22 protein-coding genes are annotated in these 23,890 nt (G+C 48.6%); 15 read left to right on the top strand and 7 right to left on the bottom strand.

Annotated elements, in window-relative coordinates; translation table 11 throughout:
• The first annotated feature begins 4 nt into the window (after window positions 1-4).
• The 5 genes from EWH91_RS07570 to EWH91_RS07550 all read left to right on the top strand — a co-directional run bounded on the left by EWH91_RS07570 (window position 5) and on the right by EWH91_RS07550 (window position 4,814).
• The gene (locus EWH91_RS07570; RefSeq protein ID WP_129929438.1) at window positions 5-457 is read left to right on the top strand and encodes a very short patch repair endonuclease; all 453 of its coding nucleotides are present in this window, start codon (window positions 5-7) and stop codon (window positions 455-457) included.
• A 386-nt stretch (window positions 458-843) separates the two neighbouring features.
• Entirely contained in the window at window positions 844-1,485 is a 642-nt protein-coding gene (locus tag EWH91_RS07565) for an HAD-IA family hydrolase (protein WP_129929437.1), read from the top strand.
• 759 nt (window positions 1,486-2,244) lie between these two features.
• Window positions 2,245-2,802 carry a biotin transporter BioY gene (locus EWH91_RS07560; RefSeq protein WP_129929436.1) on the top strand — a complete coding sequence of 186 codons (558 nt, stop codon included), beginning with the start codon at window positions 2,245-2,247 and terminating at the stop codon, window positions 2,800-2,802.
• A 16-nt stretch (window positions 2,803-2,818) separates the two neighbouring features.
• Entirely contained in the window at window positions 2,819-3,262 is a 444-nt protein-coding gene (locus EWH91_RS07555; protein WP_129929435.1) for a VOC family protein, read from the top strand.
• Window positions 3,263-3,509: 247 nt separating this feature from the next.
• Window positions 3,510-4,814 (top strand): hemolysin family protein, encoded by a 1,305-nt coding sequence (locus EWH91_RS07550; protein WP_206184310.1) that lies wholly within the window; start codon window positions 3,510-3,512, stop codon window positions 4,812-4,814.
• A gap of 194 nt (window positions 4,815-5,008) precedes the next feature.
• Here EWH91_RS07550 and EWH91_RS07545 read toward each other — a convergent pair whose 3' ends face one another.
• On the bottom strand, window positions 5,009-6,661 hold the full coding sequence (locus EWH91_RS07545; protein ID WP_129929434.1) for an AMP-dependent synthetase/ligase: 1,653 nt from the start codon (window positions 6,659-6,661) through the stop codon (window positions 5,009-5,011).
• Window positions 6,662-7,051: 390 nt separating this feature from the next.
• On the opposite strand from EWH91_RS07545, the gene EWH91_RS07540 reads away from it, so the two are divergent.
• Both EWH91_RS07540 and EWH91_RS07535 read left to right on the top strand, forming a co-directional pair.
• Window positions 7,052-8,341 carry a hemolysin family protein gene (locus EWH91_RS07540; RefSeq protein ID WP_129929511.1) on the top strand — a complete coding sequence of 430 codons (1,290 nt, stop codon included), beginning with the start codon at window positions 7,052-7,054 and terminating at the stop codon, window positions 8,339-8,341.
• Between the two features lie 167 nt (window positions 8,342-8,508).
• Entirely contained in the window at window positions 8,509-8,949 is a 441-nt protein-coding gene (locus tag EWH91_RS07535) for a PH domain-containing protein (RefSeq protein WP_129929433.1), read from the top strand.
• 68 nt (window positions 8,950-9,017) lie between these two features.
• Here the strand turns inward: EWH91_RS07535 and EWH91_RS07530 are convergent, their stop codons facing one another.
• Window positions 9,018-9,953: a VanW family protein gene (locus tag EWH91_RS07530; protein WP_240697301.1), complete on the bottom strand. Its 936-nt coding sequence runs from the start codon at window positions 9,951-9,953 to the stop codon at window positions 9,018-9,020.
• 81 nt (window positions 9,954-10,034) lie between these two features.
• Between EWH91_RS07530 and EWH91_RS07525 the strand changes: the two genes are divergently transcribed.
• The gene (locus EWH91_RS07525) at window positions 10,035-10,556 is read left to right on the top strand and encodes a DNA-deoxyinosine glycosylase (protein WP_129929431.1); all 522 of its coding nucleotides are present in this window, start codon (window positions 10,035-10,037) and stop codon (window positions 10,554-10,556) included.
• A gap of 62 nt (window positions 10,557-10,618) precedes the next feature.
• Window positions 10,619-11,098 (top strand): hypothetical protein, encoded by a 480-nt coding sequence (locus EWH91_RS07520; protein ID WP_129929430.1) that lies wholly within the window; start codon window positions 10,619-10,621, stop codon window positions 11,096-11,098.
• A 9-nt stretch (window positions 11,099-11,107) separates the two neighbouring features.
• Here EWH91_RS07520 and EWH91_RS07515 read toward each other — a convergent pair whose 3' ends face one another.
• The gene (locus EWH91_RS07515; protein WP_129929429.1) at window positions 11,108-11,713 is read right to left on the bottom strand and encodes a DedA family protein; all 606 of its coding nucleotides are present in this window, start codon (window positions 11,711-11,713) and stop codon (window positions 11,108-11,110) included.
• 105 nt (window positions 11,714-11,818) lie between these two features.
• Between EWH91_RS07515 and EWH91_RS07510 the strand changes: the two genes are divergently transcribed.
• The 6 genes from EWH91_RS07510 to murB all read left to right on the top strand — a co-directional run bounded on the left by EWH91_RS07510 (window position 11,819) and on the right by murB (window position 16,999).
• On the top strand, window positions 11,819-12,853 hold the full coding sequence (locus tag EWH91_RS07510) for an agmatine deiminase family protein (RefSeq protein WP_129929428.1): 1,035 nt from the start codon (window positions 11,819-11,821) through the stop codon (window positions 12,851-12,853).
• Between the two features lie 5 nt (window positions 12,854-12,858).
• Window positions 12,859-13,734, top strand: coding sequence for an N-carbamoylputrescine amidase (aguB, locus tag EWH91_RS07505; RefSeq protein WP_129929427.1), 876 nt, complete (start codon window positions 12,859-12,861; stop codon window positions 13,732-13,734).
• 226 nt (window positions 13,735-13,960) lie between these two features.
• Window positions 13,961-14,329, top strand: a complete 369-nt coding sequence (locus EWH91_RS07500; protein ID WP_129929426.1) for a response regulator transcription factor — start codon at window positions 13,961-13,963, stop codon at window positions 14,327-14,329.
• Window positions 14,329-14,955: a chemotaxis protein CheC gene (locus EWH91_RS07495; RefSeq protein WP_129929425.1), complete on the top strand. Its 627-nt coding sequence runs from the start codon at window positions 14,329-14,331 to the stop codon at window positions 14,953-14,955. Before EWH91_RS07500 ends, EWH91_RS07495 begins: the two co-directional genes overlap by 1 nt.
• Window positions 14,952-15,872: a GGDEF domain-containing protein gene (locus EWH91_RS07490; RefSeq protein ID WP_129929424.1), complete on the top strand. Its 921-nt coding sequence runs from the start codon at window positions 14,952-14,954 to the stop codon at window positions 15,870-15,872. The genes EWH91_RS07495 and EWH91_RS07490 overlap by 4 nt, the downstream gene beginning before the upstream one ends.
• 209 nt (window positions 15,873-16,081) lie before the next feature.
• Window positions 16,082-16,999 carry a UDP-N-acetylmuramate dehydrogenase gene (gene murB / locus EWH91_RS07485; RefSeq protein WP_129929423.1) on the top strand — a complete coding sequence of 306 codons (918 nt, stop codon included), beginning with the start codon at window positions 16,082-16,084 and terminating at the stop codon, window positions 16,997-16,999.
• A 172-nt stretch (window positions 17,000-17,171) separates the two neighbouring features.
• Here the strand turns inward: murB and EWH91_RS07480 are convergent, their stop codons facing one another.
• The 4 genes from EWH91_RS07480 to EWH91_RS07465 all read right to left on the bottom strand — a co-directional run bounded on the left by EWH91_RS07480 (window position 17,172) and on the right by EWH91_RS07465 (window position 23,665).
• Window positions 17,172-17,672, bottom strand: coding sequence for a GNAT family N-acetyltransferase (locus EWH91_RS07480; RefSeq protein ID WP_129929422.1), 501 nt, complete (start codon window positions 17,670-17,672; stop codon window positions 17,172-17,174).
• A gap of 49 nt (window positions 17,673-17,721) precedes the next feature.
• Window positions 17,722-21,378, bottom strand: coding sequence for a GH92 family glycosyl hydrolase (locus EWH91_RS07475; protein WP_129929421.1), 3,657 nt, complete (start codon window positions 21,376-21,378; stop codon window positions 17,722-17,724).
• A 365-nt stretch (window positions 21,379-21,743) separates the two neighbouring features.
• On the bottom strand, window positions 21,744-22,568 hold the full coding sequence (gene proC / locus EWH91_RS07470; protein WP_165364272.1) for a pyrroline-5-carboxylate reductase: 825 nt from the start codon (window positions 22,566-22,568) through the stop codon (window positions 21,744-21,746).
• Between the two features lie 41 nt (window positions 22,569-22,609).
• On the bottom strand, window positions 22,610-23,665 hold the full coding sequence (locus EWH91_RS07465; protein ID WP_129929419.1) for an O-antigen ligase family protein: 1,056 nt from the start codon (window positions 23,663-23,665) through the stop codon (window positions 22,610-22,612).
• Window positions 23,666-23,890: the final 225 nt, after the last annotated feature.

The raw sequence follows: 23,890 nt of genomic DNA, 5'->3' as shown, positions 1-23,890 counted from the left end.
CTGAATGGACATTAAATCTCCTGAAGAGCGAAGCCGAAACATGGCCAGAATCAAAAGCAGAAAAACAAAACCGGAAATGTATATTCGTTCCTTATTGTTTCGACATCACATGAGGTACAGGGTTAATTTTTCTGAGATTATTGGCAAACCAGATCTGTATTTTACAAAATACAGAACAGCAGTTTTTGTCAATGGCTGCTTCTGGCACAGGCACAAGGGCTGTAAATATGCGTATGTGCCTAAATCGAATGTTTCATTCTGGAAAAGAAAATTTGAGAAGAATCAGTCACGGGACCGGGAAGTAACTGAAAAATTAATGGAACAGGGAATCAGGTGCCTGATTATCTGGGAATGCACAGTGAAGAAAATGACCAGTCACGATTCTGTCAGAGAAATGAAGCTGAAGCAAATAATAAAATTTATCACTTCAGGGAAGCAGAATTATCTTGAGATATAACCATCCGATCTTGAAAGGGTATGTGTATTAACTAAAGACGGGATGAATAGCGTGACGCGACTATAATTGAAAATGAAAATAAAGAATCCTTATTCACCATGTATGTCGGTTCCAAATCACACGGAATTTTCAGGGAAAAAATTGTGGAAGGAGAAAGTCCAGCTTACCCCGTCGGAAGAGAGATAAAAGTACGATTCAGACAGGAAAGCTCTGCTTTACAACACCAAGTTTTTTCCATCTAATCACCTCTCTAAAAGCTCATACAACTCAAATTATACGCTTTTCTCATGATATAATTAATCTACTATGAGACGGAAGTCCAGAGTTCACGGGTCTCCATTTCTGGTAAAAACAGACAGAGCATATTAAAAGAGGGCAAATCGTTAATGATTAAAAGTCTGATCTTCGACTTCGACGGGACACTGGCTGATTCTAAAGCGATGTTGATCGATCTGTATAATCGGATTGCAGGCAGGTACCATTTCAAAATGCTGGATCCGGCTGATTTCGATTATTACAAGTCGCTCTCAATCAGGCAGTGCTGCACGAATCTGGGTATTCCAATTCATAAGGTGCCAATGCTCATTTCTGCGTTTTTGAAGGGCTATACGCAGTCTGTGCAAAAGCTGGAACCCTTTCGCGGCATTCCGGAGATGCTTCATCAGTTAAAAGACTCAGGATTCAGCCTGGCTATCGTGTCTTCCAATCAGGGAAAAAATATTACTCGTTTTCTGGCAGACCATCATCTTGAAGGTTTTTCATCAATCAGCTGTTCCGGTGAATTATCCGGTAAGGGCCGGCTGATTCGCCGCTACTTAAAAAAGAACCACTTAAACACCGATCAGGCAATGTACATTGGGGATGAAAAGCGGGACATCAGGGCGAGCAGGAAAAGCGGTATCAAAGTGATCTGGGTGTCATGGGGCTTTGATCATTATGATGAAGTGCGCAGCGCGCATCCGGATTATGTTGCCAGAAAACCGGAGGACATATTGAGAATAGCTGAGACTGCCAGGGCAAAAGTGTGACTCTGATTTTAGCAGCCCTTTTTCTGATGCATACAAAAAGTTCTTCTCTGGACAACCAGCCCTTTTACTAAGGCCAGGTGATACCAGGCAGAGAGCAGTCGTACTGCGTCATGAATTGAAGCCGGTGCTTCGGCTGAAAAAATCGCAGGTCGGCTGAAAAAATCACAGATCGGCTGAAAAAATCTCCAGATCGGCTGATAAAATCACAGGTCGGCTGAAAAAATCACAGACCGGCTGAAAAAATCTCCAGATCGGCTGATAAAATCACAGGTTGGCTGATAAAACCACAGGTCGGCTGAAAAAATCACAGGTCGGCTGAAAAAATCGCAGGTTGGCTGAAAAAATCACAGACCGGCTGAAAAAATCACAGACCGGCTGAAAAAATCTCAAATCGGCTGATAAAATTACAGGTTGGCTGAAAAAACCTCAGACCGGCTGAAAAAATCGCAGGTTGGCTGAAAAAATCTCCAGACCGGCTGAAAAAATGCGGGACCCAGGCAGATCCATCAAATTATACAATCACTGCGTCCTTCCGAGGACCACTTTGATTGTAAAGATCATCTTGCCACGAGAACCTCCGCACCGCATCCCCCTTCCTTTTTATCAGAAGAAAGAGAAATCAGCTGATGTATGGACAGGAAGGATTCCTTTGTCCTGGCCTTTAATTTCTCTTATTGTTAACTTAATAAATAAAAGTGTTGACACTTATATAATGTAAACCTATTATTATTTTTAGTTAACAAAAAAGGAGGATTTCTCTTGAAAACTAAATCCATCACACTGATTTCGCTTTTTGTTGCGGTGATGATTGCCTTCGGAGCCATTCCGTCACTTGTTATTCCTTTTATCCCCGTTCCCTTCACCTTCCAGATGCTGGGTGTGATGCTTGTCGGAAGTATTCTCGGCGCAAGAAAGGGGTTCGCAGCCATGCTTGTTTTTCTCGGGCTGGTAGCTGCCGGACTGCCTGTACTTTCCGGGTTTCACGGGGGTATGGGCGTTTTGCTCGGGCCGACCGGTGGTTATGTCCTGGCCTGGCCCATCGCCGCCCTGATCATCGGGCTGTTCACGGACCATATTCAGCTGGCAGGCAGGTTGAAACTGATCTGGTATTACCTGGCTATTTTTGCAGGCATTGCGATTATTTATCTGATCGGTGTTCCCTGGTTCGCCTTCTTCACGAATACGCCGATGTTCACGGCTATCGGTGGAAACATCCCGCTCTTTCTTCTCGATCTGGTTAAGGCAGCGATTGCTGCAGTTGTTGCCAGCCAGTTAAGACAGAGACTGACCATTCTGCATCGCACCGGAGCGATGTAATATAAGGAGTGTTCAGATGATAAAAGGTCTATATGAAGCACACTTGCCTGTAAGTAACCTGGAGCAATCCATTGATTTCTACCAAAAATTAGGTCTAAAACTATACAAGAGATATAATAAAGTCGCATTTTTTTGGATTGAAGAAGGAAAAAGCTGGATTGGTTTATGGGAGGGGAAAGAATCAGAACTTCCTTATCATGTTTCAATAAAACATATCGCATTTTATGTTGATATAGAAGATATTAAAAAAGCTCCGGCCTGGCTAAGAGAACGAGGAATTAAAGTAAGGGACGCATTTGGTATGGGAACAAGAGAACCTGTCGTGATCCCCGACCAGGCCCACGCAATGATTTATTTTGATGACCCAGATGGGAATCATTTGGAGTTCATTACGAGACTCCCAAAAGAAATGAACCGATCAGAAAAAATGTATTTGAGTGAATGGGAAAAGTTACTTTAATAACATAGCGAGGAAACCCATCAGAATATATGGGTTTCCTTTAATTTTTCTTCGGCCTGCTGCGGCCAGCCGGTACCAGACTCCTGATATGCTTATAATTTTCCCTCCGGATAAGCAAGATAATGACAGAACAGCTTATGAAAATCAGCGCTTACTTTTTCTAATAAATTTCTGTATGATTAAGATAGCACTGGATACGGAGGTGACACCGCACATCGGAAGCGGTGTGCGGGAAGACTTGGGGAATATGACCGGACTCTTGATTGTGATTTTATTGATTTTTTTAACCGCTTTTTTTGTTGCAGCCGAATTTGCGATCGTTAAGATTCGCACGACGCGTCTTGACGAGCTGATCAAGGAGGGAAGTAAACGCGCCAGAGCAGCAAAGACGATAGTGAAAGATCTGAATGGTTATCTGTCGACGACGCAACTCGGGATTTCCGTGACTGCTCTGGTACTCGGGTGGATCGGGGAGCCTGCGGTAGCTCGTTTGTTCCATCCTCTGTTTCACTGGCTTGGGGTGAGTGGTGCTTTATCTGTAACCCTTTCTACACTGATCGGTTTTTTTATTGTAACGATGCTCAGTGTTGTTCTTGGTGAACTGGCACCAAAGGGCATCGCCATTCAGAAAGCGGAACAAATAACACTGGCTATTACGTATCCTCTGATCTGGACACATCGCCTGCTGTTTCCATTCGTCTGGCTGCTGAATACCTTATCAAACGGAGTGATCCGTCTTTTCGGAATGCAGCCGAATGCGGATCATGATCAGGCATTGACTGAGGGAGAACTCAGAATGACGATTTCCAACAGCTTCCGAAGCGGGGAGATCAGCCAGGGTGAACTGCGCTATATGGACCGAATTTTTGATTTTGACGAACGGATGGCGCGGGAAATTATGGTCCCGCGGACTGAAATCATCTGCATTTATAAAGAAGATCCGCCTGAAGAAAGCCTGAAGACATTGCGCGATGAAAAATATACCCGTTTTCCGGTCGTAACCGGTGATAAGGATCATGTTGTTGGCATGATCAATATTAAAGACATTTTTACTGATTATCTGAAGAAAGAGATACATACCCTTGATGAATACATCCGCCCAATTCTGACGGTGCTTGAGACGACCCCGGTCCGCATGCTTCTGGAAAAAATGCAGAAGGAAAGCATTCACATGGCGATACTGATCGATGAGTACGGAGGGACCTCGGGACTTGTCACTGTTGAGGATATTGTCGAAGAGATCGTTGGAGAAATCCATGATGAATTTGATGAAGGTGAAGAGCCGGCGATTCAGGTGATTGATGAAAATCAGGCTATGATCAGCGGTAAAGCGCTGATTTCCGAAGTGAATCGTCAGTTCCATCTGGATATTGAGGAAGAAGAACTGGATACGATTGGCGGCTGGATTTTTGATGAAAAACCTGATGTCAGGAAAGGGACCGTTCTTCGGTACAAGGATGTCACGTTTGAAGTCGTTGAGATGGATGCCCATCAGATTAAAAAAATCCATGCCAGTAAGCTGAAGCCGGAAAAACCGAAAAAGTTGTCATAATCAGTAGATTGATCCGATCGGCCCTGACCCATAGAAAAAGAGAACTTTTCGGGCGCCTGCGGCGGGCACAGCGCTGAAAAATTCCCTTCTGTAAAATTTGTGTTTAAACGGATCAGAAAAAATAAGCTTCTGCCGGTCTGCCACTTGCCGGCCGGCCGGTTTTTCTTCATGAAGAAGCAGCCTGTACGTATTACTCAGACGAGATTCAGACCACATCGTCTGATTTTTCTTGTCGTTGTTTTTTCAAACTCTTTTTCAATAATTTCATACATACGAATGTGTTTATAATCCGGCATTTTGTTGTTCACTTCATCAATAATCGATTTGACAAGCGTCTGTATTTCTTCCTTTGCAGGCAGATGCCCTTTGATTCGGGTCACATAGTCTAAATTTGGGAATATCTTCGCCTTCACACAGGCGCTTCCCCTGCGATCATTTCCGGATAGAACAAGCGCTTCACTGATTGGTTCCTTTTCAAGCAGCCGTGCTTCTAATTCTTCCGGATAAATGTTCTTGCCGTTGGCCGTTACGATGACATTCTTCATGCGCCCTCTGATGTATAACGCCCCATCTTTATCAATTGAACCGAGATCACCTGTCCGGAAATAGCCGTTTTGGAAGGTATGGGCGGTCGCAACCGGATCATTATAATAACCAAGCATGATGTTATCGCCTTTGGCAAGAATTTCACCCACACCTTCTGCATTAGGGCTGTCTATTTTCAGTTCCACACCGGGAACAGCCACACCGGCTGAGCGGGCATTGAAGTAAAAATCGTTGTTTCCTGCCAGAAGAGGAGCACATTCAGTGAGACCGTATCCCTGCAATGAGCGAATACCGAGCGCCTGAAAATCCTCAATTACAGCCGGGGAAAGATCGGCTCCGCCGACAATGAAGGTACGAAGTTTACCACCAAGTGCCTGCTTCACTTTTCGACGGATGATCATCCTTACAGCGAACGGCAGCGTCCGGAATGCTGTCGCGAGTGAATCTGTCCTGAATGTATTCTGATACTTTTTCGGACATTTACCGGCTACAACCGTCTGAATTCGTTTATCCAGAATCTGAAGAAGTTCGGGGACGACAACGAGAAGGGTTGGCCTGTATTCAAGAATGTTACGCCGTATGGCATGCAGACTGTCCGCGTAAGCAATGCAGGCACCGCGAGACAGAATAAGCAGGCAGTTCAATGTGCATTCGTACGTATGACAAAGGGGCAGGATAGAAAGCGTCTTGTCGCGGGATGTCACTTTTACAATCTGCGAGGTCGAATAGATGTTGGTACAGATGTTTTTTTGAGAAAGGCAAACCCCTTTTGGTTTTCCAGCCGTTCCTGAAGTAAAGATCAGCACACTCATTTCGTCTGCTGCAACGGGAAGAGTGTCTATGCGTGCATCCTGTTTTGCCATGGCAGGCAGGGCATCCTGCAGGGATAAAAGCAGCCGTTTATGACCGGTCAGCGGTTTCAGATGGTCAAGGATCTCACTGTCCGCACACACTGCAGCGCAGTCGGCACTTGCAATGAACGTGTACATGTCTTCAGCAGATAATTCACGATCGATCGGAACAGCTACGCCGACTGTTGCCGCGCAAAGATAATGCAGGACCCAGCTATAGCTGTTTTTTCCGATGACTGCGATCCGCTTGCCGGAAAGACCAAGATCGAGAAAATGTGTGCCCAGAGCCCGAAAGTCTTCTTTAAACTGAGCATAACTCACAAACTGGTAACTTCCGTCTGACTTTCTGATCTGAAAAGCAGACTTTCTGCCAAACCTTCTTGCACTTTGATAGATCATTTCACGAAAATCAGTGTACCGTGTGGCTTTATTCAACTGTTTTGTTTTCATTTTCTGCTCCTTTACTCCCTGGCCATTTATGTATTTCGAGCTACATCTGAATGAAAATGATCTGAACAAAAATGGTCCCTGAATGTCAATCCATCGGCGTTGATTTTATTTTGCGTACATGAAATCTGCCTGCCGTTTTACGGGAAAGTCAGATTGCCCATATGATTCGTTTTCAGTACTCAGTCTAGGTACGCTGTACATCACGGAAAGTTTCATTTCTCACCGCTTTTTTTAGACAAATAATCGTGGATAAAGAACATAGGATAGTGTATAATCGGATTACGATATGATTTGTCAGCTTTATCTAAATTTTCTTTATTAAAGGGAGAGATTAAATCAGTGGAAGCTCCTGCAGATGACCCCGGGAGTTTGATTTTCTTTCAGCTCGGAATGATTGGGGTTCTGACTTTAGTGAATGCCTTTTTCGCAGCTGCCGAGATTGCGCTTGTCTCACTGGATAAGAAGCGGATGGCACATCAGGCGGCAAACGGGGACAGGAAAGCCAGACTCCTGAACAAATTGCTTCAGGATCCGGGTAAGTTTCTGGCGACGATTCAGGTGGGCATCACGCTGGCCAGCCTTTTTTCCAGCGCGTCCGCCGCAACCGGACTTGCGGACCATACCGCTTCCCTGCTGGGAAATTTCCCTTATGCCGAAGAACTGGCGATTATTATGATTACGCTTCTTCTGTCCTATGTGACGCTGGTATTCGGAGAACTTTTCCCAAAAAGAATTGCGCTTCAGAATGCGGAAAAGATTGCCAGGATCTCTGTCACGCCCATTCTGCTCATCAGTAAACTGGCTCTGCCTTTTGTGCTTTTCCTTTCTTTTTCGACGAATCTGCTGGCAAAAATTACACGTACAGAAACCGTAAAAGTCAGCGGGCAGACGAACGCCCGGGATGAGATGAAAATACTGGCTGAGTCCGGGCGGGAAGACGGGTCCATCAGACCGGCTGAGCTGGATATGATTCGCGGCGTCTTTGAACTGAGCAGCAAGATTGCCCGTGAGATTATGACGCCGAGAACGGATGCCTTCACGCTCAGTGCCGACACGCCGCCCGACAGACTGGCGCCTCTCCTGTTACGTGAGAATTATACCCGCATCCCGGTTTATGAATCTGATCATGACCACATTATCGGGATTCTGAACATGAAAGACTACTTTCAAGCGGCGGGCGAGGCAGGCTTTGATCATGTGGATCTGCGCGCGCTCCTTCGTGAACCGTATTTTGTCCCCGAGACGCGAAATATTGATGATTTACTGCGTGATCTGCAGCGGGCGCATCAGCATATTGCCGTTCTGCTGGATGAATATGGCGGCTTTGCCGGCCTTGTGACACTGGAGGATCTGATTGAGGAGATCGTCGGAGAAATTGAAGATGAGCACGATGAGGCTAAAGGAGTGATCAGACAGATTGATGAGCGTACTTGGTTAGCCGATGGCACCCTTGAAATAGATGCATTTAATGAACTCTTCAGCACGCATATTGAGGCACCGAATGTGGATACGCTCGCAGGATTTGTTCTGAGCCGGATGGGGTACATTCCGGAAAAGGGGCACAAACCGGCAGTCACATACGACCATATGTTATTTACCGTTGAATCAGTCAGAGGAAACCGTCTGGAGAAGATCCGGATTGAGTTTCATGAGACGCTCAGCGAAGTCAGTGCTTCATAGTTTGCCGGACTGGCAACGTCATAATGAAAAAATTCGCCACCTCCGTTATGCTTAATAAAAAGGTAACAGGAGGTTTTGTTATGCCAGGGCTGTTTTCGTAAATGGATTTAAGAATGAAACCTTTAATAAATAACCGTATGTATATGCTAAAAATGGTGTGATTTCCGATGATTTTCCGCTCAAAGGCAGACAACTTCTTTGTTGCCATTATTTCCATAACGATTTTAATAATAAGCGCTGTCACATTGCTGCCTGTATTCATTGATAAGAACGCATCGGCAGCTGTTATAACCATTATGTTCGCTATATTTATTGTTTCAGCAGGTATCATCGTGTGGACAGCCTTTTTTATCAAGTATTTTTTTTATGAGGATTTTTTATTAGTTAAAGGAGGGCCCTTTCGTAGTAAAATTCCATACCAAACAATAACTAAAGTTTCTTCAACAGGGGATATATTCACTGGTTATCGAATCTTATTATCTAAACAGGGCCTTGAAATATTTTACAAATCTGCAACACTCGGAAGTGTTAAGATTTCGCCAGAGAATAAGGCCGGGTTTATCACCGAGTTAAAAAAACGATGCCCGGATATACAAATTCAGGAATAAACTTGTTAAAACAGCGGTTAAACGCCACATTCAGGATGGCCCTTATAGGGCCTTTTTTTATGCACTCCTTACTCTGCTTTCTTCTTTAACTTCTGTTTATGACCGGCATGCCCTTCTTCCGGCATTTTGGCCGAGGGATTGGGGATTGTTTTCGGCTTTATGTGAATGGTGTCTGAGGAATACAGGGAAAAGGAGACGCTCCCGCCATATTTATGCGCCCGGATCAGAATGGGCTGATGGTATGTGTTCCGGAAACGGAAGTCAGGGCCGTACCAGTCGACCGTCGCATCACGCCCGGGCGGTACATAACCGACACGCCTGCTGTGTGAGTAGCGCTGCGTGATACGCAGTCCGGCACGGTCGACAGCGTTGAACAGCGTAGAGGACACCTGGCAGATCCCGCCGCCGATTCCTTCCGAATATTCTCCTCTGACGATCACCCGCGCGGGCAGGTAGCCTTTTTCCTTTGTTCGCCTGCCGACAGTCTGGTTGAATGAGAACGTTTCGTTTGGGAAAACCACCGTGTTGTTAATCGCCTCGGTGGCGAGCATAATATTGTTCGAACGGCTTTTATTTCCGGCATTGAAAAACGTCACATAACTGCCGATCGGACGCACGCGTATCTCCGAAAGCAGTTCGCTGTCGACTTTGGGATAAACGGGGGAAAGCGGAGCTTCAACAGTGGCCGGGCCGCGGCTGAATAAATAACGGTAAAAACGGTCTCTAAAGGCCCTTTGATCAAGCCGGACTCCCGGTTTTTCTGCAGCAATCCCGCCATGTTGATCAAGAGTGGCATTTTGTGGAGCCTGATAGATCGTCCGGTTAAGTTTACTGATAAACTGATCGACTTGCTCAGGATCGATGAACGGCGGGCCGGGAAAGACACGGGTGACTTCCGCGCGTGTGACCGTAGCGGCCGGTTTGCCGTGAAGGGTGATCACCAGATGATCTGAAGGAACAGCCGCTCCAGTAAGCAGGAAAAAGGAAAATAGTATTTTGATCAGCATCCGTCGCACCTCCGGCTTTATTATGAGCAACTTTTACCGCTTTACTCAGGATCAATGAAAAACAGGAGGGACATTTTTATGAAGGATACAGAACATCGCCATTATTCCATGGATCCGGTGATCGCGCCAGATGCACGCGTCCTCATTCTGGGGTCGATGCCCGGGGCCAGGTCTCTTGCGATGCAGCAGTATTATGCCTGCCCCCGTAATCAGTTCTGGCGCGTAATGGCCGCTTTGTTTCAACATAAAGAGACATTTGAAAATTATCAGGAGAAGTGTGATTTTCTGACGAGAAACCGGATCGGGCTCTGGGATTCGATCCGCCAGTGTACCCGGAAGGGGAGCCTTGATTCAGCGATCCGGGATGCGGAACCTAATGCCATTCCGCAGCTTCTGAAAAAGTACCGGCAAATCCGGCTGGTCGCATTTAATGGAAGTAAGTCCATCCAGGTCTTTAAAAAACACTTTGGGCTGGAATTACTGATTCTCACCGGGATCCGTTATGTTCAGCTGCCCTCAACCAGTCCGACACCGACCCGGCGGCCGAAATCGTTTGAAGAGAAGCTGCGGGAGTGGTCGGTGATCCGTGATTTTTGCTGATTACTGCATATAAACCGAAAAGATCACCATATTAAATCTGAGACTTATCTCAGGAGGTTTATATGGAATCCATTACAGATCGACTTGACCTGCGTTCTGATGGGATCTGGTACCCGATCGCTGTCGCCATTCTGCTCGTTCTTATTGTTCTGTTCATGAGGAAACGTGAGATGAACTGGCGGCATATCTATTTCACGTTTGGTATCGTCGGTACGATGACGTGGGTGATTGATATGATCGTGGCGGTATTCTTCCATGGTTATATTCTTGGACGGGACCATGTGATTGGTCTGGGTGACCTGTTTGGAGTCACCCTGATTCCCTCTTTTCTTGCAATCATCTTTCTGAATTACAGGACCCCATCGAATAAATGGCTGATGCTGATCCTCTTTATTCTGCTGTCACTCCTGATCGAGGGCGGAGCAATGGCACAAGGCTATTTTCGGCAAAGGAACTGGAATCTGTTTTACTCTGTACTGGGGTATGTCGTGGTTTTCGGATGGCTTCTGCCTCTGCATAAACGGATAATGGATGCGGACTGAGCTGCATGCTTACCGCCGTCTTCTGATAATAAAGCGGACGATAAAGAAAAGGACGGCGGCACCGATCACCACGTAAGCCACAATGGCATACACGTCCATGAAGGCGAGGACTTTTTCCCACGACCGGCCAAGCAGCGCACCTGCTGAAACGAGGAGAACGTTCCAGATCAGTGTTCCGGCCGCCGAATAAATCAGAAAACGACTGAAGCGCATACCGGACATGCCGGCCGGGATGGAGATCAGACTGCGGACCAGCGGCACCATCCGGCAGAAGAAAACGGCCCGGTAACCGTAGCGGTCAAACCAGGCATCGGCCCGCCTGACATCTCCGGTTTTCAGCCTGAGGAGGTGCCCCCAGCGGCTGATCACCATCTCCAGCCGTTCCACGTTCAGCACGCGCCCGACCAGGTAAAGCACGCAGGCACCGGACAGGGATCCTGCCGTCGCGTAAAGGATGACCCCGGGGATACTCATCTGCGTCCGGGTCGTCATGAAGCCGCCGAAAGTCAGAACAATCTCTGAAGGAATCGGCGGGAAAATATTTTCCAGAAGAATCATCAGGAATATACCGATATAGCCGAACTGTTCCATAAAATGGGTGATCCATTCCTGCATCTCTTTCCCTCTCTTTCGCCTGGCAGAAAATCTGCCTGTCCTGCTTATTTTATGATAACATAATAAATAAAAAAACAGATTAAATGAAATGATGTGGGGTTATTTATGGATCAGAGAAAAAGGGGATTCAGGATGCCTGCCGAATGGGCGGCGCATGAACGCACGTTTATTTCCTGGCCTGTGCGCCGGTCGATGCACTATCCCGAAGATTACCGGCGCATCGCCCGTGGTTATGCCACTTTAGCCCGGGCCATTGCTGAATTTGAACCCGTCACCGTGATCGTCAACCCGGATCAGGCAGAACAGCTGAAAGCGGAATTTGATGAGGAATGGATCGACAGGCTCGTGATCGCTCACGATGACTCATGGGTACGGGACAACGGGCCGACTTTTCTGATTGATGACTTCGGACATCGGGCAGGGGTAAACTGGCGTTTTAATGCCTGGGGCGAAAAATATCATCCGTGGGATCATGACGACCGGCTGGCCCGGGTCCTGCTGGACAGACTCCATATCCGGCGAGTCGATGCCTCGATCGTGCTTGAAGGCGGATCGATCCACACAGACGGGGAGGGGACGCTCCTGACGACTGAGCAGTGCCTGCTCCATCCGAACCGGAATCCACAGCTGGACAGGGAAGGGATAGAAGAGGAACTGAAGCACAGGCTTCATGCAGAGAAAATCATCTGGCTGAAACGCGGCCTGAGCGGAGACGAGACGGACGGTCATATCGACAACATCGCCTGTTTTGCTGCCCCTGGTAAGGTGCTGATTCAGACGTGCGATGATCCGGGTGATGAGAACTTCGAGATCACCCGGGAGAACTTGACCAGGCTAAGTGAGGCGACCGATGCCCGGGGAAGAAAGCTTGAAGTGATCCGGATCCCGCAGCCTCCGAAACGATTCTATAAGGGCCACCGGCTGACTTTGAGCTATCTGAACTTTTATCTGGTGAACGGCGGCGTCATCCTGCCGGTTTTCGGCGCTGACGCAGCTGCATCTGACCGGAAGGCGGAAGCTGTTCTGCGCCATGTCTTCCCGGATCGGCGGATACGGACGATTGACGGGATGGCGATCATTACAGAAGGCGGCAATGTGCACTGCGCGACGCAGCAGATGCCGGCCGGCCCATTGAGGTGAGTGATGTGCGGAAGGTGAAAGCAGCGGCTACACAGATGAGCTGCTCCTGGAATAGAGAAGAGAATCTGCTGAAGGCGGAAAAGCTGGTACGCCAGGCGGCAGCGAAGGGTGCACAGATCATCCTTTTACAGGAACTTTTTGAGACGCCTTATTTCTGCCAGAAGGAAAAAAGTGAATATTACCGGCTGGCCGAGACACTTGAAGAAAGTCGGGCAGTCCAACATTTTTGCCGGATCGCCCGCGAGCTGGAAGTCGTTCTGCCGCTCAGCTTTTATGAAAAAAAGAATAACGCGCTATTTAACGCGCTGGCGATGATCGATGCCGACGGTCAGGTGCTGGGAACCTATCGGAAGAGTCATATTCCGGACGGACCCGGCTATGAAGAAAAATTTTATTTCAATCCGGGGGATACCGGCTTCAGAGTCTGGCAGACGCGCTATGGAAAAATTGGTGCCGGTATCTGCTGGGATCAGTGGTTTCCCGAATCCGCCCGATGTATGGCGCTGATGGGTGCCGAACTGCTTTTTTATCCGACGGCGATTGGATCGGAACCCTATGATCCTTCGATTGATTCGAAAGACCACTGGCAGGCGTGTATGCTCGGCCATGCGGCGGCAAACCTGGTTCCTGTCATTGCCTCAAACCGGATCGGCACGGAAAAAGATGAGAACTCATCGATCTCGTTTTACGGCTCTTCCTTTATCGCCGGTCCACGCGGCAATAAACTGGCTGAAGCGGACCGGGAAACCGAATCCGTCCTTGTCGCAGAATTTGATCTCGACCAGCTGCAATTGCAGCGCTTCGACTGGGGGCTGTTCCGCGACCGGCGCCCGGATCTTTATGGCGCGATCACAACTTTTGATGGAAAACAGAATCCATAACGGGGAGAACCTAATTTGCTGAAGTCATGGCAGATCTTGAAGGAAAAGCCGGTGGCGGATTAATCTTGCCATGCTGCAAAAGAGGCGCTGTTCGAGGTACATTAGAGAGAAAACAATTCTTGTATTTTCCGGACATTCTCATATAATGAAGTAGAGTCTGTATAGAGCAAGACGAAGAGCTTATATTTTGAACGATCACAGAAAGGAAAAGGGGATTACAGTTTCCATGGCTAAAATTTTGATTGTTGATGATTCCCGGTTTTCACAGAGAATCACTTCAACGATGATACATAATCATCTGGATGATGTGGCGTTTTCCTTCGCAGAAGACGGTGAAGAGGGACTGGAAAAGTTTCAGGAAGAGCGGCCCGATTATACGATCGTTGATTTGCTAATGCCGAAACTCCGCGGGCAGGATCTGATTGAAAAGATCAAAGAGATTGACAGAGCGGCCAGAATTATCGTCCTGTCGGCAGATATTCAGAAAAGTGTCCGCAAGGTGGTTGAACTGATGGGTGTTCAGGCGTATATCAATAAACCGCTGAACGATGAGAAGGCGAAACAGATTTCAGGGATCATAAGGAATGATGTCTGATGACTGGAAAAAATTACCGCAATGATATCCTCAGAGAACTGTTCAACATTGGCGTTGGCCAGGCGGCCGCGACACTGTCTGATATTATTGAAAAGAAGATTGTCCTCGATGTTCCGGATGTTAAAGTTCTGAATACAGGCAGAGGAAAAGTGGAACTGGACAGGTATTTGAAAAATGTGGCACAGGGTGCGGTGATGGTATCAACCATCTCTTTTGACCGTCAGCTTGAAGGTCAGGTCAGCCTGATATTTCCTGCAACAAAAATGCACCGGTTTATTGATCTGTGTCTGCATGAGAACCGTGACGAAACGGACAGCCTTTCATTTACAGATATTGATTTTGATACGATAAAAGAAATTGGCAATATTATCTTAAATGCGATTATCGGACAGCTGAGTAATACAGTCGGGATTCCTGTAGAATACACGCTTCCTGATGTCAACCTTCTGGATACTGCGCGTGCCGATCTGTTCGTAAGTGATGCTGATTATCGGCTCGTGCTGATGATGTACATTACCTTCAATATTGAGGGGACTGAAATTGAAGGAGCGATCGTGATGAATATGACGCTGAGATCTCTGGACGAGATTCTCACGACCATTGAAAGAATCTATGATGGAAGATGATCACATTGGATTCGGTATTGCCGGGAGTCTTACACTGCATAAATGAAGGCGTTGTGATCCTTTCTAATGACCGGGAAATCCTGTGCTGGAATCCATTTATGGAAAAGATAACGGGCATGCAGGCATCGGAAACACTCGGCAGACCGCTGGAAGACGTTCTGCCCCAAATGAATAACAACTTTTTTCATGAAGCGATCAGGAATTTGATTCATAATGGTACGCCTGCATTTTTTTCAGCCGCCATGCATAAGCATCTGATCAATAGAGAACGGAAGGTTAACCTGAAGATGGATCGGGTGGCATATCACGAGGGGCCGGCCATTTTTCTTGAATTTACGGATGTGACCCATCAATTTCTCAGAATCAGCCAGCTTCATCAATATGTGACTCAGCTTTCCCGGCTGAATGATGAACTAAGACGGAAAGAGGCGGTGATAAAAAAGCTGGCCTATTATGACCGCCTGACCGGTGTGGCGAATCGGGCACTTTTTGATAAGTATGCCGGCAGATATCTGAATGAGGCGAAGGAAACCGGCCGGATGCTTGGTCTGATGTTTATCGATGTGAATGAATTCAAATCAATCAATGATACGTACGGGCATAATACAGGAGATAAGGTGATGACCCGTGTGGCAAGCCTACTGACGCAGTCAACGAGGAAGAATGATATTGTCTGTCGCTATGGCGGGGATGAGTTTGTTGTGCTGCTGCCCGGTATCCATGATGATGAGAATGACCATGAAATCATAGACGGGATTAAGCGTAACAAGCACAGGAAGATCATGCAGGACGGCTATGAAATCCACCTGTCGCTCAGTATCGGAATCAGCTTTTACCCGGAGGACGGGGAATCCATTGATGAGCTGATTGAAAGGGCAGACTGCCGGATGTATCAGGATAAGCACGAGTCAAAATAAAAACAGATGATCAACATGATGGGGGGCCGGGCAGAGACATCCTGTACGGGTCTGTTTTCATGTTCATGAAGAAAATGTTGCCGGGAAAAGGCGCCAGGTTTTCCTGACACCCGCCCGCTCCGTCTCCGGTTGACATATCACGTATTCGATGGCATAAATAATAATTGCGGAAGGTTTTCACTCATCTCATTTAATAGCAGAGGCATATCATGAAAAAAAGTGACAGATATAAAAGGCTGACAGATATCATCGATGATCCGGATCGGGTCAGGTGCGATGAATTACTCAGCCATTACACGTTCACAAAAACCGGCGGGAAAGCGGATGTCCTTGTCCTGCCGAAAACATATAAAGAAGTTTCAGCCATTGTCCGTTTCGCCGGAGTCAATCAGCTTCCGGTCACGGTGCTCGGTAATGGATCAAATCTGATTATTCGTGATGGCGGGATCCGTGGAATTGTCATTCATACGATGAAACTGAATGCGATCCGCCTTCAGGGATCCAGTATCATCGCCCAGTGCGGTGCGGCGATCATCGACGTGTCGCGCTTTGCCCTGCGCTGTCATCTGACAGGTCTCGAGTTTGCCTGTGGTATACCGGGATCAACAGGTGGCGCGCTTTATATGAATGCAGGTGCCTACGGTGGTGAGACGGCGGACGTGCTCAGCCATGCTGTCGTGGCTGACCGCAGCGGCCGACTGATCGAGCTGAACCGGGATCAACTGGAGATGGGCTACCGCCAGAGTGCCATCTCAAAGCACGACTATATCGCACTGGAGGGTACCTTCACCCTGGAAAAAGGTGAGGAGGAGAAGATCAGGGAGCAAATGGATCATCTGACCCATCTCAGGGAATCGAAGCAGCCGCTTGAGTATCCGTCCTGCGGCAGTGTCTTTAAGAGACCGCCGGGGCATTATGCCGGGAAACTGATCCAGGACAGCGGACTACAGGGTACACGAATCGGCGGAGTAGAAGTATCACAAAAACACGCCGGATTTATGGTAAATGTCGATCACGGGACCGCGACCGACTATATTAAACTGATTCATTACGTACAGAAGACCGTTAAGGAAAAGTCCGGAGTGGATCTTCAGACAGAAGTGCGTATCATAGGTGAAGATAAATAACAGGACCGGGTGGGTATACCCGGTCCTGTTTATTTAATATGTGGGTGTGCCCGGCCGGCATGGGCGATAACCTGACGGGGGAAGTCCGCCGGAGGTCCCGGCCTCATGAACTGCGGGGAAGAGGCCGGGGCCTCTGCTGTGATGCGGGAGTACTTCTCCCGGGGGTCGATGATCAAAGCCGCCTGCCCAGGATCACCAGATCGCGCTGTCTGCCGTCCAGTTCGGCAACACGCGGCAGAAACCCCCACCTTTCAAAACTGAAATGTTCAAAGAGACGCAGGCTTGGTTCGTTATGAGCGAAGATAAAGGCAAGAAGGGTGCTGATGCCCAGACTGCCGCAGCAGCTCATGGCTTTGCGGATGAGTAATGATCCGATGCCCTGATGCCGGCAGCTTTCGTGAATATAAATACTGATTTCAGCCGTCGCGTGGTAGGCCGGGCGTCCATAAAACGGCTCCAGACTCAGCCATCCGCAGATCATCCCCTCCCGCTCGGCAACCCACAGTGGATGCCGAGGATCCGCAAGATGTGCTTCAAGCCATGGCTTTCGGTCTTCAACACTGATTTCCTGCGTATCTGCCGTCACCATCCGTCCGGGTATGGTTGAATTGTATATCGCGACAAGGTCAGGAAGGTCATTTTTTGTTGCCAGTCGAAAATGGATATTTTTCATTACCCGTAAGGACCCCTTTACGTTAAGTGAACGTGCTGCCGGTCAGTATTCAGTCAGACAGGAGATTGACGATCGCATGGGCATCGGCCGACAGTTGTTTCCGAGCCTGATCCGGGGCATCCGTATTAAATGAATCTGAATGGATCATTTGAACGTATGTCTGCAGATAATAGACAGATGCCGAAAGATTTCCGCTTTTAAAGGCCTGCTGCGCCTGGTTCAGGGCATAGGACAAGGATGCGGTCTCCGATTCGGAAAGGCTGTCCTTCTCAAATTGTTTCATCAGGCTATGGCGCATCACGTCAAATCCGGAATCGATGCCCGTGTATCCCAGCAACTGATACTCGCCGACAGCAAGCGGACCCTTGCCGCTTTTGCTGCTGATCTCCAGACGATAGGATGCGTAGGCCTTCGGATTTTTAATGGTGAAGGCGCGGGTCATCGACCTCCAGGCGAAAGATTCGTCAGAGCGCGTATCCAGTGTATCCCAGTGAACGCCATCGTTTGAGCCGAGCAGGCGCCAGCTCTTTGGATCGCTGCTTCTCCCGCTGGAAGATGAGGTCAGAGTGTACATTTTAACCCGGTTGCTTAATGAACGGAACTGGACATCCACCGATACTACAGGGTCAGGGAATGTGGCAGCCGTCCCCGAGAGATTGTCAGTCAGATGACGGACATCGGTAGCATCCGGAGCGGTAATTTCTGCTTTTTGGCCTGTGAGGTCGGTCAGTGCTGCAGAGTAGATGGATGAACCATCTGTTGACAGAGGTGTCAGTGAATCCGGCAGATCGCCTGCAGAGCGGCCCCAGTCTGAAGGTGCAGATCCCATGTCAAATGTCAGAATGCCGCCGCTTTTCAGCAGGTCATGAGATAGGGACGTCTGCTCTATCGCTGCACCGTTGAACCTCACCGCCTGGACATATTTGTTTTTATTACTGAGCTCCGGTGCGTTAATCACCAGATCACGACCGCCGGGCAGATGCAGAATCATATGTTTAAAATATGGGGCACCAAGTACATAGTTGTCCGTCCCTTTCTGCAGCGGGAAGAATCCTGCCGCGCTGAATAAGTAGAACCCGGAAAGCATGGCTCCGGTATCTTTACCGAGAAATCCTCCTCCAATACTTTCTCCGGTGTAAAACCGGTTCATTATTTTCCTGACGGCCGCCTGCGTCTTCCATGGTGTACCGGTGAAGGCATACATATACGGGGTACCGGCGGAAGCAGGTGTGTCGAATACAAAGCGGCCGAGTTGTCCTGCAGCCGCGAGCGTTGCTTCAGGCTTCTTCAGGGCTTCTTCATCCGGCGATGCCGTGAAGAAATCGTCCAGTTTCTCCTGCAGTGCCTTTCTTCCGCCGTAAAGATTTGCCAGGCCCTGACCGTCCTGCGGCACATTAAAGGCCTGCTGACCGGGATCATGAATATAGGGCAGAGAGACGTCATCTGATGATCTGCCTGGATCTTTTTTCATCGCGGATGGATCCAGCAGATGGACATAGTCTGCGGAACGTTTTAGAAAATAGCGGCTGTCATCCATAAGGGCACGATTGGACGGCTGATCAGCGGCAAGTTTCTCAGCCAGACTGCCCATGGCAAAATCACTGATTTTCGCTGCCAGCGCGTCATCAAGTGTTTCATTTTTCCTGGCGGCGTCACTCTGGAGAATCACGCGATCTGTCTGCTGCCCGGCCGGCCCGGATACAGAAGCGTATCTGGCGAGGCGCTTGTACAGCTGATCTGTTTGGAGGCCGGGGACATCTTTCACCGCCGCATCAGCGAGGGCGAGTGCCGCATAAGCCGCTGAAGGACCATTCAGTATATCACCGCTCGCCCCTTTATTGAGCAGCATCCCGTTGATCAGCCGACCGGTCAGCTCTGGCTCGAGAAAGATATAAGCCGGCCAGGCCGTCTGGGCACTGAAGGCAAAATCACTGTTCACATAATTACGCCCCTTGTGGATGGGGGCGCCGGTTTTAACGGCACTGTTTTCGGCATGAGTCGCTTCTTCAGGCGCCGCGTAACGATCATCCGGTTTTTTCTTTGAACCGGTATTTTCATATCCGGCATTCGGATACAGATAGAGGCGGTACAGGCTTGAGTAAAAGGTGGTTTTCTGCGCGTCTCCTGCCCCCGGCAGGCTGACTTTACTCAGCCTGCGGTTCCAGGCAGACCGTGCCCGTTTACTGACATCCGCGAAACGGGTTTTACCACCAAGTTCAAGTTCCAGATTTTTCTTTGCCTGATCGATACTGATGAGAGAAACGGCAACTTTCAGGGTCACAGACTTGTTTTTGGACGTATCGAATTTATAGAAAGCGGTCATATGATCCCGGTTTTCGCCGGACAGTTTTGACCAGTCGATGACCGGCCGGTCGACGGTGGCATAAAAATAAAGTCGCCGCCCCTGATCGGTGTCTGAGGATCTGTCGTCAGAGAAGCCTTCGAGGGTTCCATCTCTCGCGTTAAGTGTCAGTTTTCCATCGTTGGTCAGATGATCAAAAATCAGATTGCCGTCTCTGCCGTTAAAGGTAAAGTGGAAGATAGCTGAGTGGCTGTCCGCAGCCATCTCTGCTTTCAGACCATTTGTAAAGGTGACACGATAGTGATCAGGGGCCGCATCCTCATCCTCCCGGTGAAAGGCGAGTCCCCGGTTCAGGCGGCTTGCCGAAGGGGTCCCATGAAAACCGGAGGGCATGACCTGAAAAGACTGTCTGTCCGACGTTCGACTGTTCGGCGAGTGCCCGAGGGAAAAGGATTGAATTTCAGGCAGATTATCAGGATTATTGTTTTCCCGGTACGGATAGAAATGACTGGCAGAACTGCTGTTAATGGCCGGAGACCAGTAGGAAAAGCCGTTGGGAACGCCGACAAGCGGCACCGTCTCTCCTTCAGGCGCGGCAGGGTTGGACTGGGTGCCCCTGAGGATGTTCACATAATCAACGGGTTCTTTATCAGATGATTGATCTCCGGTATTTTCAATACGTATATCATCAACTGCTCCGCTGAAAGAGACGTCGGCTTTCGGCGCATGGTAGGCGAGCAGAATCCGTGTGATGGTTTTCCCCTTGGCCACCTTGCCGATATCCACATCTTTGTAATTCCACTGACCCGTCTTCAGCGTCCGCGAAGCTCCCTGGGCGGAAGCCGTCATTCTGATCCCGTCCTGATCCACCGCCCGGCTGATCTGATGCAGATAGGTTCCGTCGGAAAAAGCAAGATCGACAGCGACATAACCGGATACAGGGGACATCTTGTTTTTCTCCCTGGAAACCGGGGCAACGTAATAAGACAGGCGTGTGTCTTTGTGGACAGGTATTTTGACACGGAACAGCCTGTTGACTGCATAACTGTCTGAGTTCCCTGAAACGGTACCGGAATAGCTGAGGGCCCGTTTGCCCGTCCAGCCGGCCTGCTTCGGTGAGGCATAAAGATTCACCGGGCCGGGCGCGGCCACTGTACGCATCGTGTTTAATTTATGACCGCCGGATGAGGATGTGATTCCGGATGAAAGTTTCTTTCCGCCTGAACCGGCCTCTGCACTGCTTTTCCAGTCGGGAACCGGGTCCCATTGTTCGAATGATGTAAAGAAATCTCCGGACGCAGACCGTGCATGCGCTTTCGGCATCAATGGCTGCGGGACAAAAGGCAGAATCAGAACCAGACAGAGTAATCCGGTAAAAATTTTGGTTGTATATTTTTCTGACATATCCGGGCACCTCTTTGGTTCGACTATAAAGAAAGTGTAAAATTTTTGCGGGAATAAGGTTCAGAAAAACTAGACACCTGTGACGCCTGTGACTTGCCGGAAACAGGCTTTTGTTTTATAAAAAGACAAAAAAATATGCGATAAGAATGCCGGTGAGCACTCTATCGCAAACGAGTAAATGATGGTTTCCTAAATCAAGATCGAACATCTCAACTTAAGGTTAACTGCAACAGAAGGTGTGTTAAAGCTTACTCATTTATCATAGCATTCCGCGATAAGCATTCAATTGTTTTGTAAACTAATCTTACATACTTTTTACTTTTTCTATGATAAAACAGAAAAACAGGCCGGAAATCTGACATTGTTCATTTTTTCTGAAACGGTCCGCTCATTTCTCCAGCACGGAGGATCGCCTGATGAATGCAAGCGCTGACGGATTCGCTGACGTGATGACGGTCCAATGTATCAATACCGGCCTGAGTCGTTCCTCCAGGCGTCGCAACCGCACGCAGCAGGTCATCGGCCTTTTTTCCAGACTGCTCAAGCAGGCTGACCGCTCCCTTCAGGGTCTGCAGAACAAGCCGGGCGGAGTCCTCCGGGGCAAGCCCTTCTTTAACTCCCGCCTCCTGCATGGCTCCGGCAAGGTAATACAGGTAAGCAGGTCCGCTCCCTGACAGGCCGGCAATCACATCGATTCGCTCTTCTTCCACGACGGTCACACTGCCGACGGTTTCGAAAAGCTCCCTTGCGAGGCTGAGCTGTGCCGCTCCGACATAGCGCCCGGCTGCCATACCGGTTGCCGACAGGCCGATCGAAGCAGATGTATTCGGCATGACGCGGACAACCGCCAGCTTTTTTCCAGTGGCGTTACAGATGAAATCGGTGGGTACGCCGACCATCAGGGAGACGATCAGCTGATTTTCATGAAGACTCTCTCTGATTTCAGCCAGGGCTTCTTTTGTATCTCCGGGTCGAAAAGCAAAAATAACGGTATCAGCGCCGTCAAGTGCTTTTTTCTTGTCCTGTGTGGTATGAACAGGGTATGTATGTTCCAGATCGTGCAGGCGCTCTTTATTCGACCGGTTAGTCATCCACACCTGGTCCGCTTTAATTATTTTTTTTGTGAGAAAACCTTTCAAAAGTGATTCTGCAAGTTCTCCCGCGCCGATAAATGTCACTTTATTCAGCATGTACGTAAACCTCCTCATTTCGGCTGCGTACGGACATCCGCTTAAAGCAGGTTCTTAAATGATTCGACCGATGTCGCTTCTTTTCGTCTTCTCCGCGTCAGATGCCTCCGGAGAATTAGGCGCAGAGGATGACGCATGTCGACCAGATGGCGGACACGCGCGGTATACCGGATCCAGTAACCGGTCATCGCAAGGACGATGATCATAATCTGCGGTGACGACAGCGGAAAATCCATCAGTCCATATAAAATCAGTGTCGGCAGAGCAAAAAGGAAAAGCTCTGCGGTGTAACTCCTTCCGGACGATGAACGTTGCAGCCTGATTAAATTGTACACGCTGACGCCGACAACAGCAATAAAAAATAAAAAGCAGAACATTCCGGAAGTGGAAAGTACAGCGAGAAACAGGTCGTGTGCATGGGGAATCATCCGTCCGGTCAGCGCGATGTAATCTTCTCTGAAACCAAAAGAGGTGGTCCCGAACAGCGGGTTGTCAAAAAAGATATGCAGACTGTTTTTCCAGATCGCTACTCTCTTGTCGAAGGAAAGTTCCGTGCTGCCGGTCCGCGGCATCCATTGATAGACAAAGGGTGCAGCAAGGACGCTCAGAGTCAGAACAGGAACAAATACGCGCCTGCTGAGTTTGAAGAGAAACAGCAGGTGAATCAGAATCATGATGACGATTCCGGCGCGGGATTCGGTTTCATAAATCGCCAAGTCAAGAATCGGGAGGAGCGCAAGAGAAAGCAGCATCGTGCGCCGGTGACCCGTCCTCACAGCATTCAGCAGTTCCACCGACAGAAAGGCGAGCGCAAGAATCAGCAGATAACAGGCATAATTCGGATTGAAGGCCGAACCCATCAGACGCCCCTGACCGGAATAACCAAACGGCTGCTGACCGATCATCAGGGCCATCGCACGACCGACCGGTGAGTCAAATGAGAAGAATCTGAACAGATGATCGGAAACAAACAGATACACGCCGCCGAAAATGGTGATCCAGACAAATCGCCTGAGGGGAAAGCGGACCGGCTGCTGAAGCAGACACAGATAGATACCGAGGTATCCGGTCAGGATCAGGGTTGAAAGAAAATCCATATATTGATCCTAGAATATTCATGGCCCGCGGTATGAACTTTGCTTGTCGTTGAGCCACCAAGGTTTACAGCGATTTTCACTTTTCACCTGAAAAGTGAAAAAAGGAAATGAAAAAGGAGCTCATTCCTTGTATGATTAAGTTAAGCGAAACCAAACATACAGGGGGCTCCTCATATGTCCAGTGTAAAGGAATCAACGTTCCACTTCAATAAAAAGATTAAGGCC

It is taken from the genome of Sporolactobacillus sp. THM19-2 (assembly GCF_004153195.1).
GTDB lineage: Bacteria > Bacillota > Bacilli > Bacillales > Sporolactobacillaceae > Sporolactobacillus.
This window is presented reverse-complemented; position numbering and strand designations above follow the sequence as displayed.

Bases quoted from the DNA above. Each gene is read 5' to 3' on its own strand.
- EWH91_RS07570 (WP_129929438.1), top strand. From the start codon at position 5: ATGGACATTAAATCTCCTGAAGAGCGAAGCCGAAACATGGCCAGAATC.
- EWH91_RS07565 (WP_129929437.1), top strand. From the start codon at position 844: ATGATTAAAAGTCTGATCTTCGACTTCGACGGGACACTGGCTGATTCT.
- EWH91_RS07555 (WP_129929435.1), top strand. From the start codon at position 2,819: ATGATAAAAGGTCTATATGAAGCACACTTGCCTGTAAGTAACCTGGAG.
- EWH91_RS07550 (WP_206184310.1), top strand. From the start codon at position 3,510: ATGACCGGACTCTTGATTGTGATTTTATTGATTTTTTTAACCGCTTTT.
- EWH91_RS07545 (WP_129929434.1), bottom strand. From the start codon at position 6,661: ATGAAAACAAAACAGTTGAATAAAGCCACACGGTACACTGATTTTCGT.
- EWH91_RS07540 (WP_129929511.1), top strand. From the start codon at position 7,052: ATGATTGGGGTTCTGACTTTAGTGAATGCCTTTTTCGCAGCTGCCGAG.
- EWH91_RS07535 (WP_129929433.1), top strand. From the start codon at position 8,509: ATGATTTTCCGCTCAAAGGCAGACAACTTCTTTGTTGCCATTATTTCC.
- EWH91_RS07525 (WP_129929431.1), top strand. From the start codon at position 10,035: ATGAAGGATACAGAACATCGCCATTATTCCATGGATCCGGTGATCGCG.
- EWH91_RS07520 (WP_129929430.1), top strand. From the start codon at position 10,619: ATGGAATCCATTACAGATCGACTTGACCTGCGTTCTGATGGGATCTGG.
- EWH91_RS07515 (WP_129929429.1), bottom strand. From the start codon at position 11,713: ATGCAGGAATGGATCACCCATTTTATGGAACAGTTCGGCTATATCGGT.
- EWH91_RS07510 (WP_129929428.1), top strand. From the start codon at position 11,819: ATGGATCAGAGAAAAAGGGGATTCAGGATGCCTGCCGAATGGGCGGCG.
- EWH91_RS07500 (WP_129929426.1), top strand. From the start codon at position 13,961: ATGGCTAAAATTTTGATTGTTGATGATTCCCGGTTTTCACAGAGAATC.
- EWH91_RS07495 (WP_129929425.1), top strand. From the start codon at position 14,329: ATGACTGGAAAAAATTACCGCAATGATATCCTCAGAGAACTGTTCAAC.
- EWH91_RS07490 (WP_129929424.1), top strand. From the start codon at position 14,952: ATGATCACATTGGATTCGGTATTGCCGGGAGTCTTACACTGCATAAAT.
- murB (WP_129929423.1), top strand. From the start codon at position 16,082: ATGAAAAAAAGTGACAGATATAAAAGGCTGACAGATATCATCGATGAT.
- EWH91_RS07480 (WP_129929422.1), bottom strand. From the start codon at position 17,672: ATGAAAAATATCCATTTTCGACTGGCAACAAAAAATGACCTTCCTGAC.
- EWH91_RS07475 (WP_129929421.1), bottom strand. From the start codon at position 21,378: ATGTCAGAAAAATATACAACCAAAATTTTTACCGGATTACTCTGTCTG.
- proC (WP_165364272.1), bottom strand. From the start codon at position 22,568: ATGCTGAATAAAGTGACATTTATCGGCGCGGGAGAACTTGCAGAATCA.
- EWH91_RS07465 (WP_129929419.1), bottom strand. From the start codon at position 23,665: ATGGATTTTCTTTCAACCCTGATCCTGACCGGATACCTCGGTATCTAT.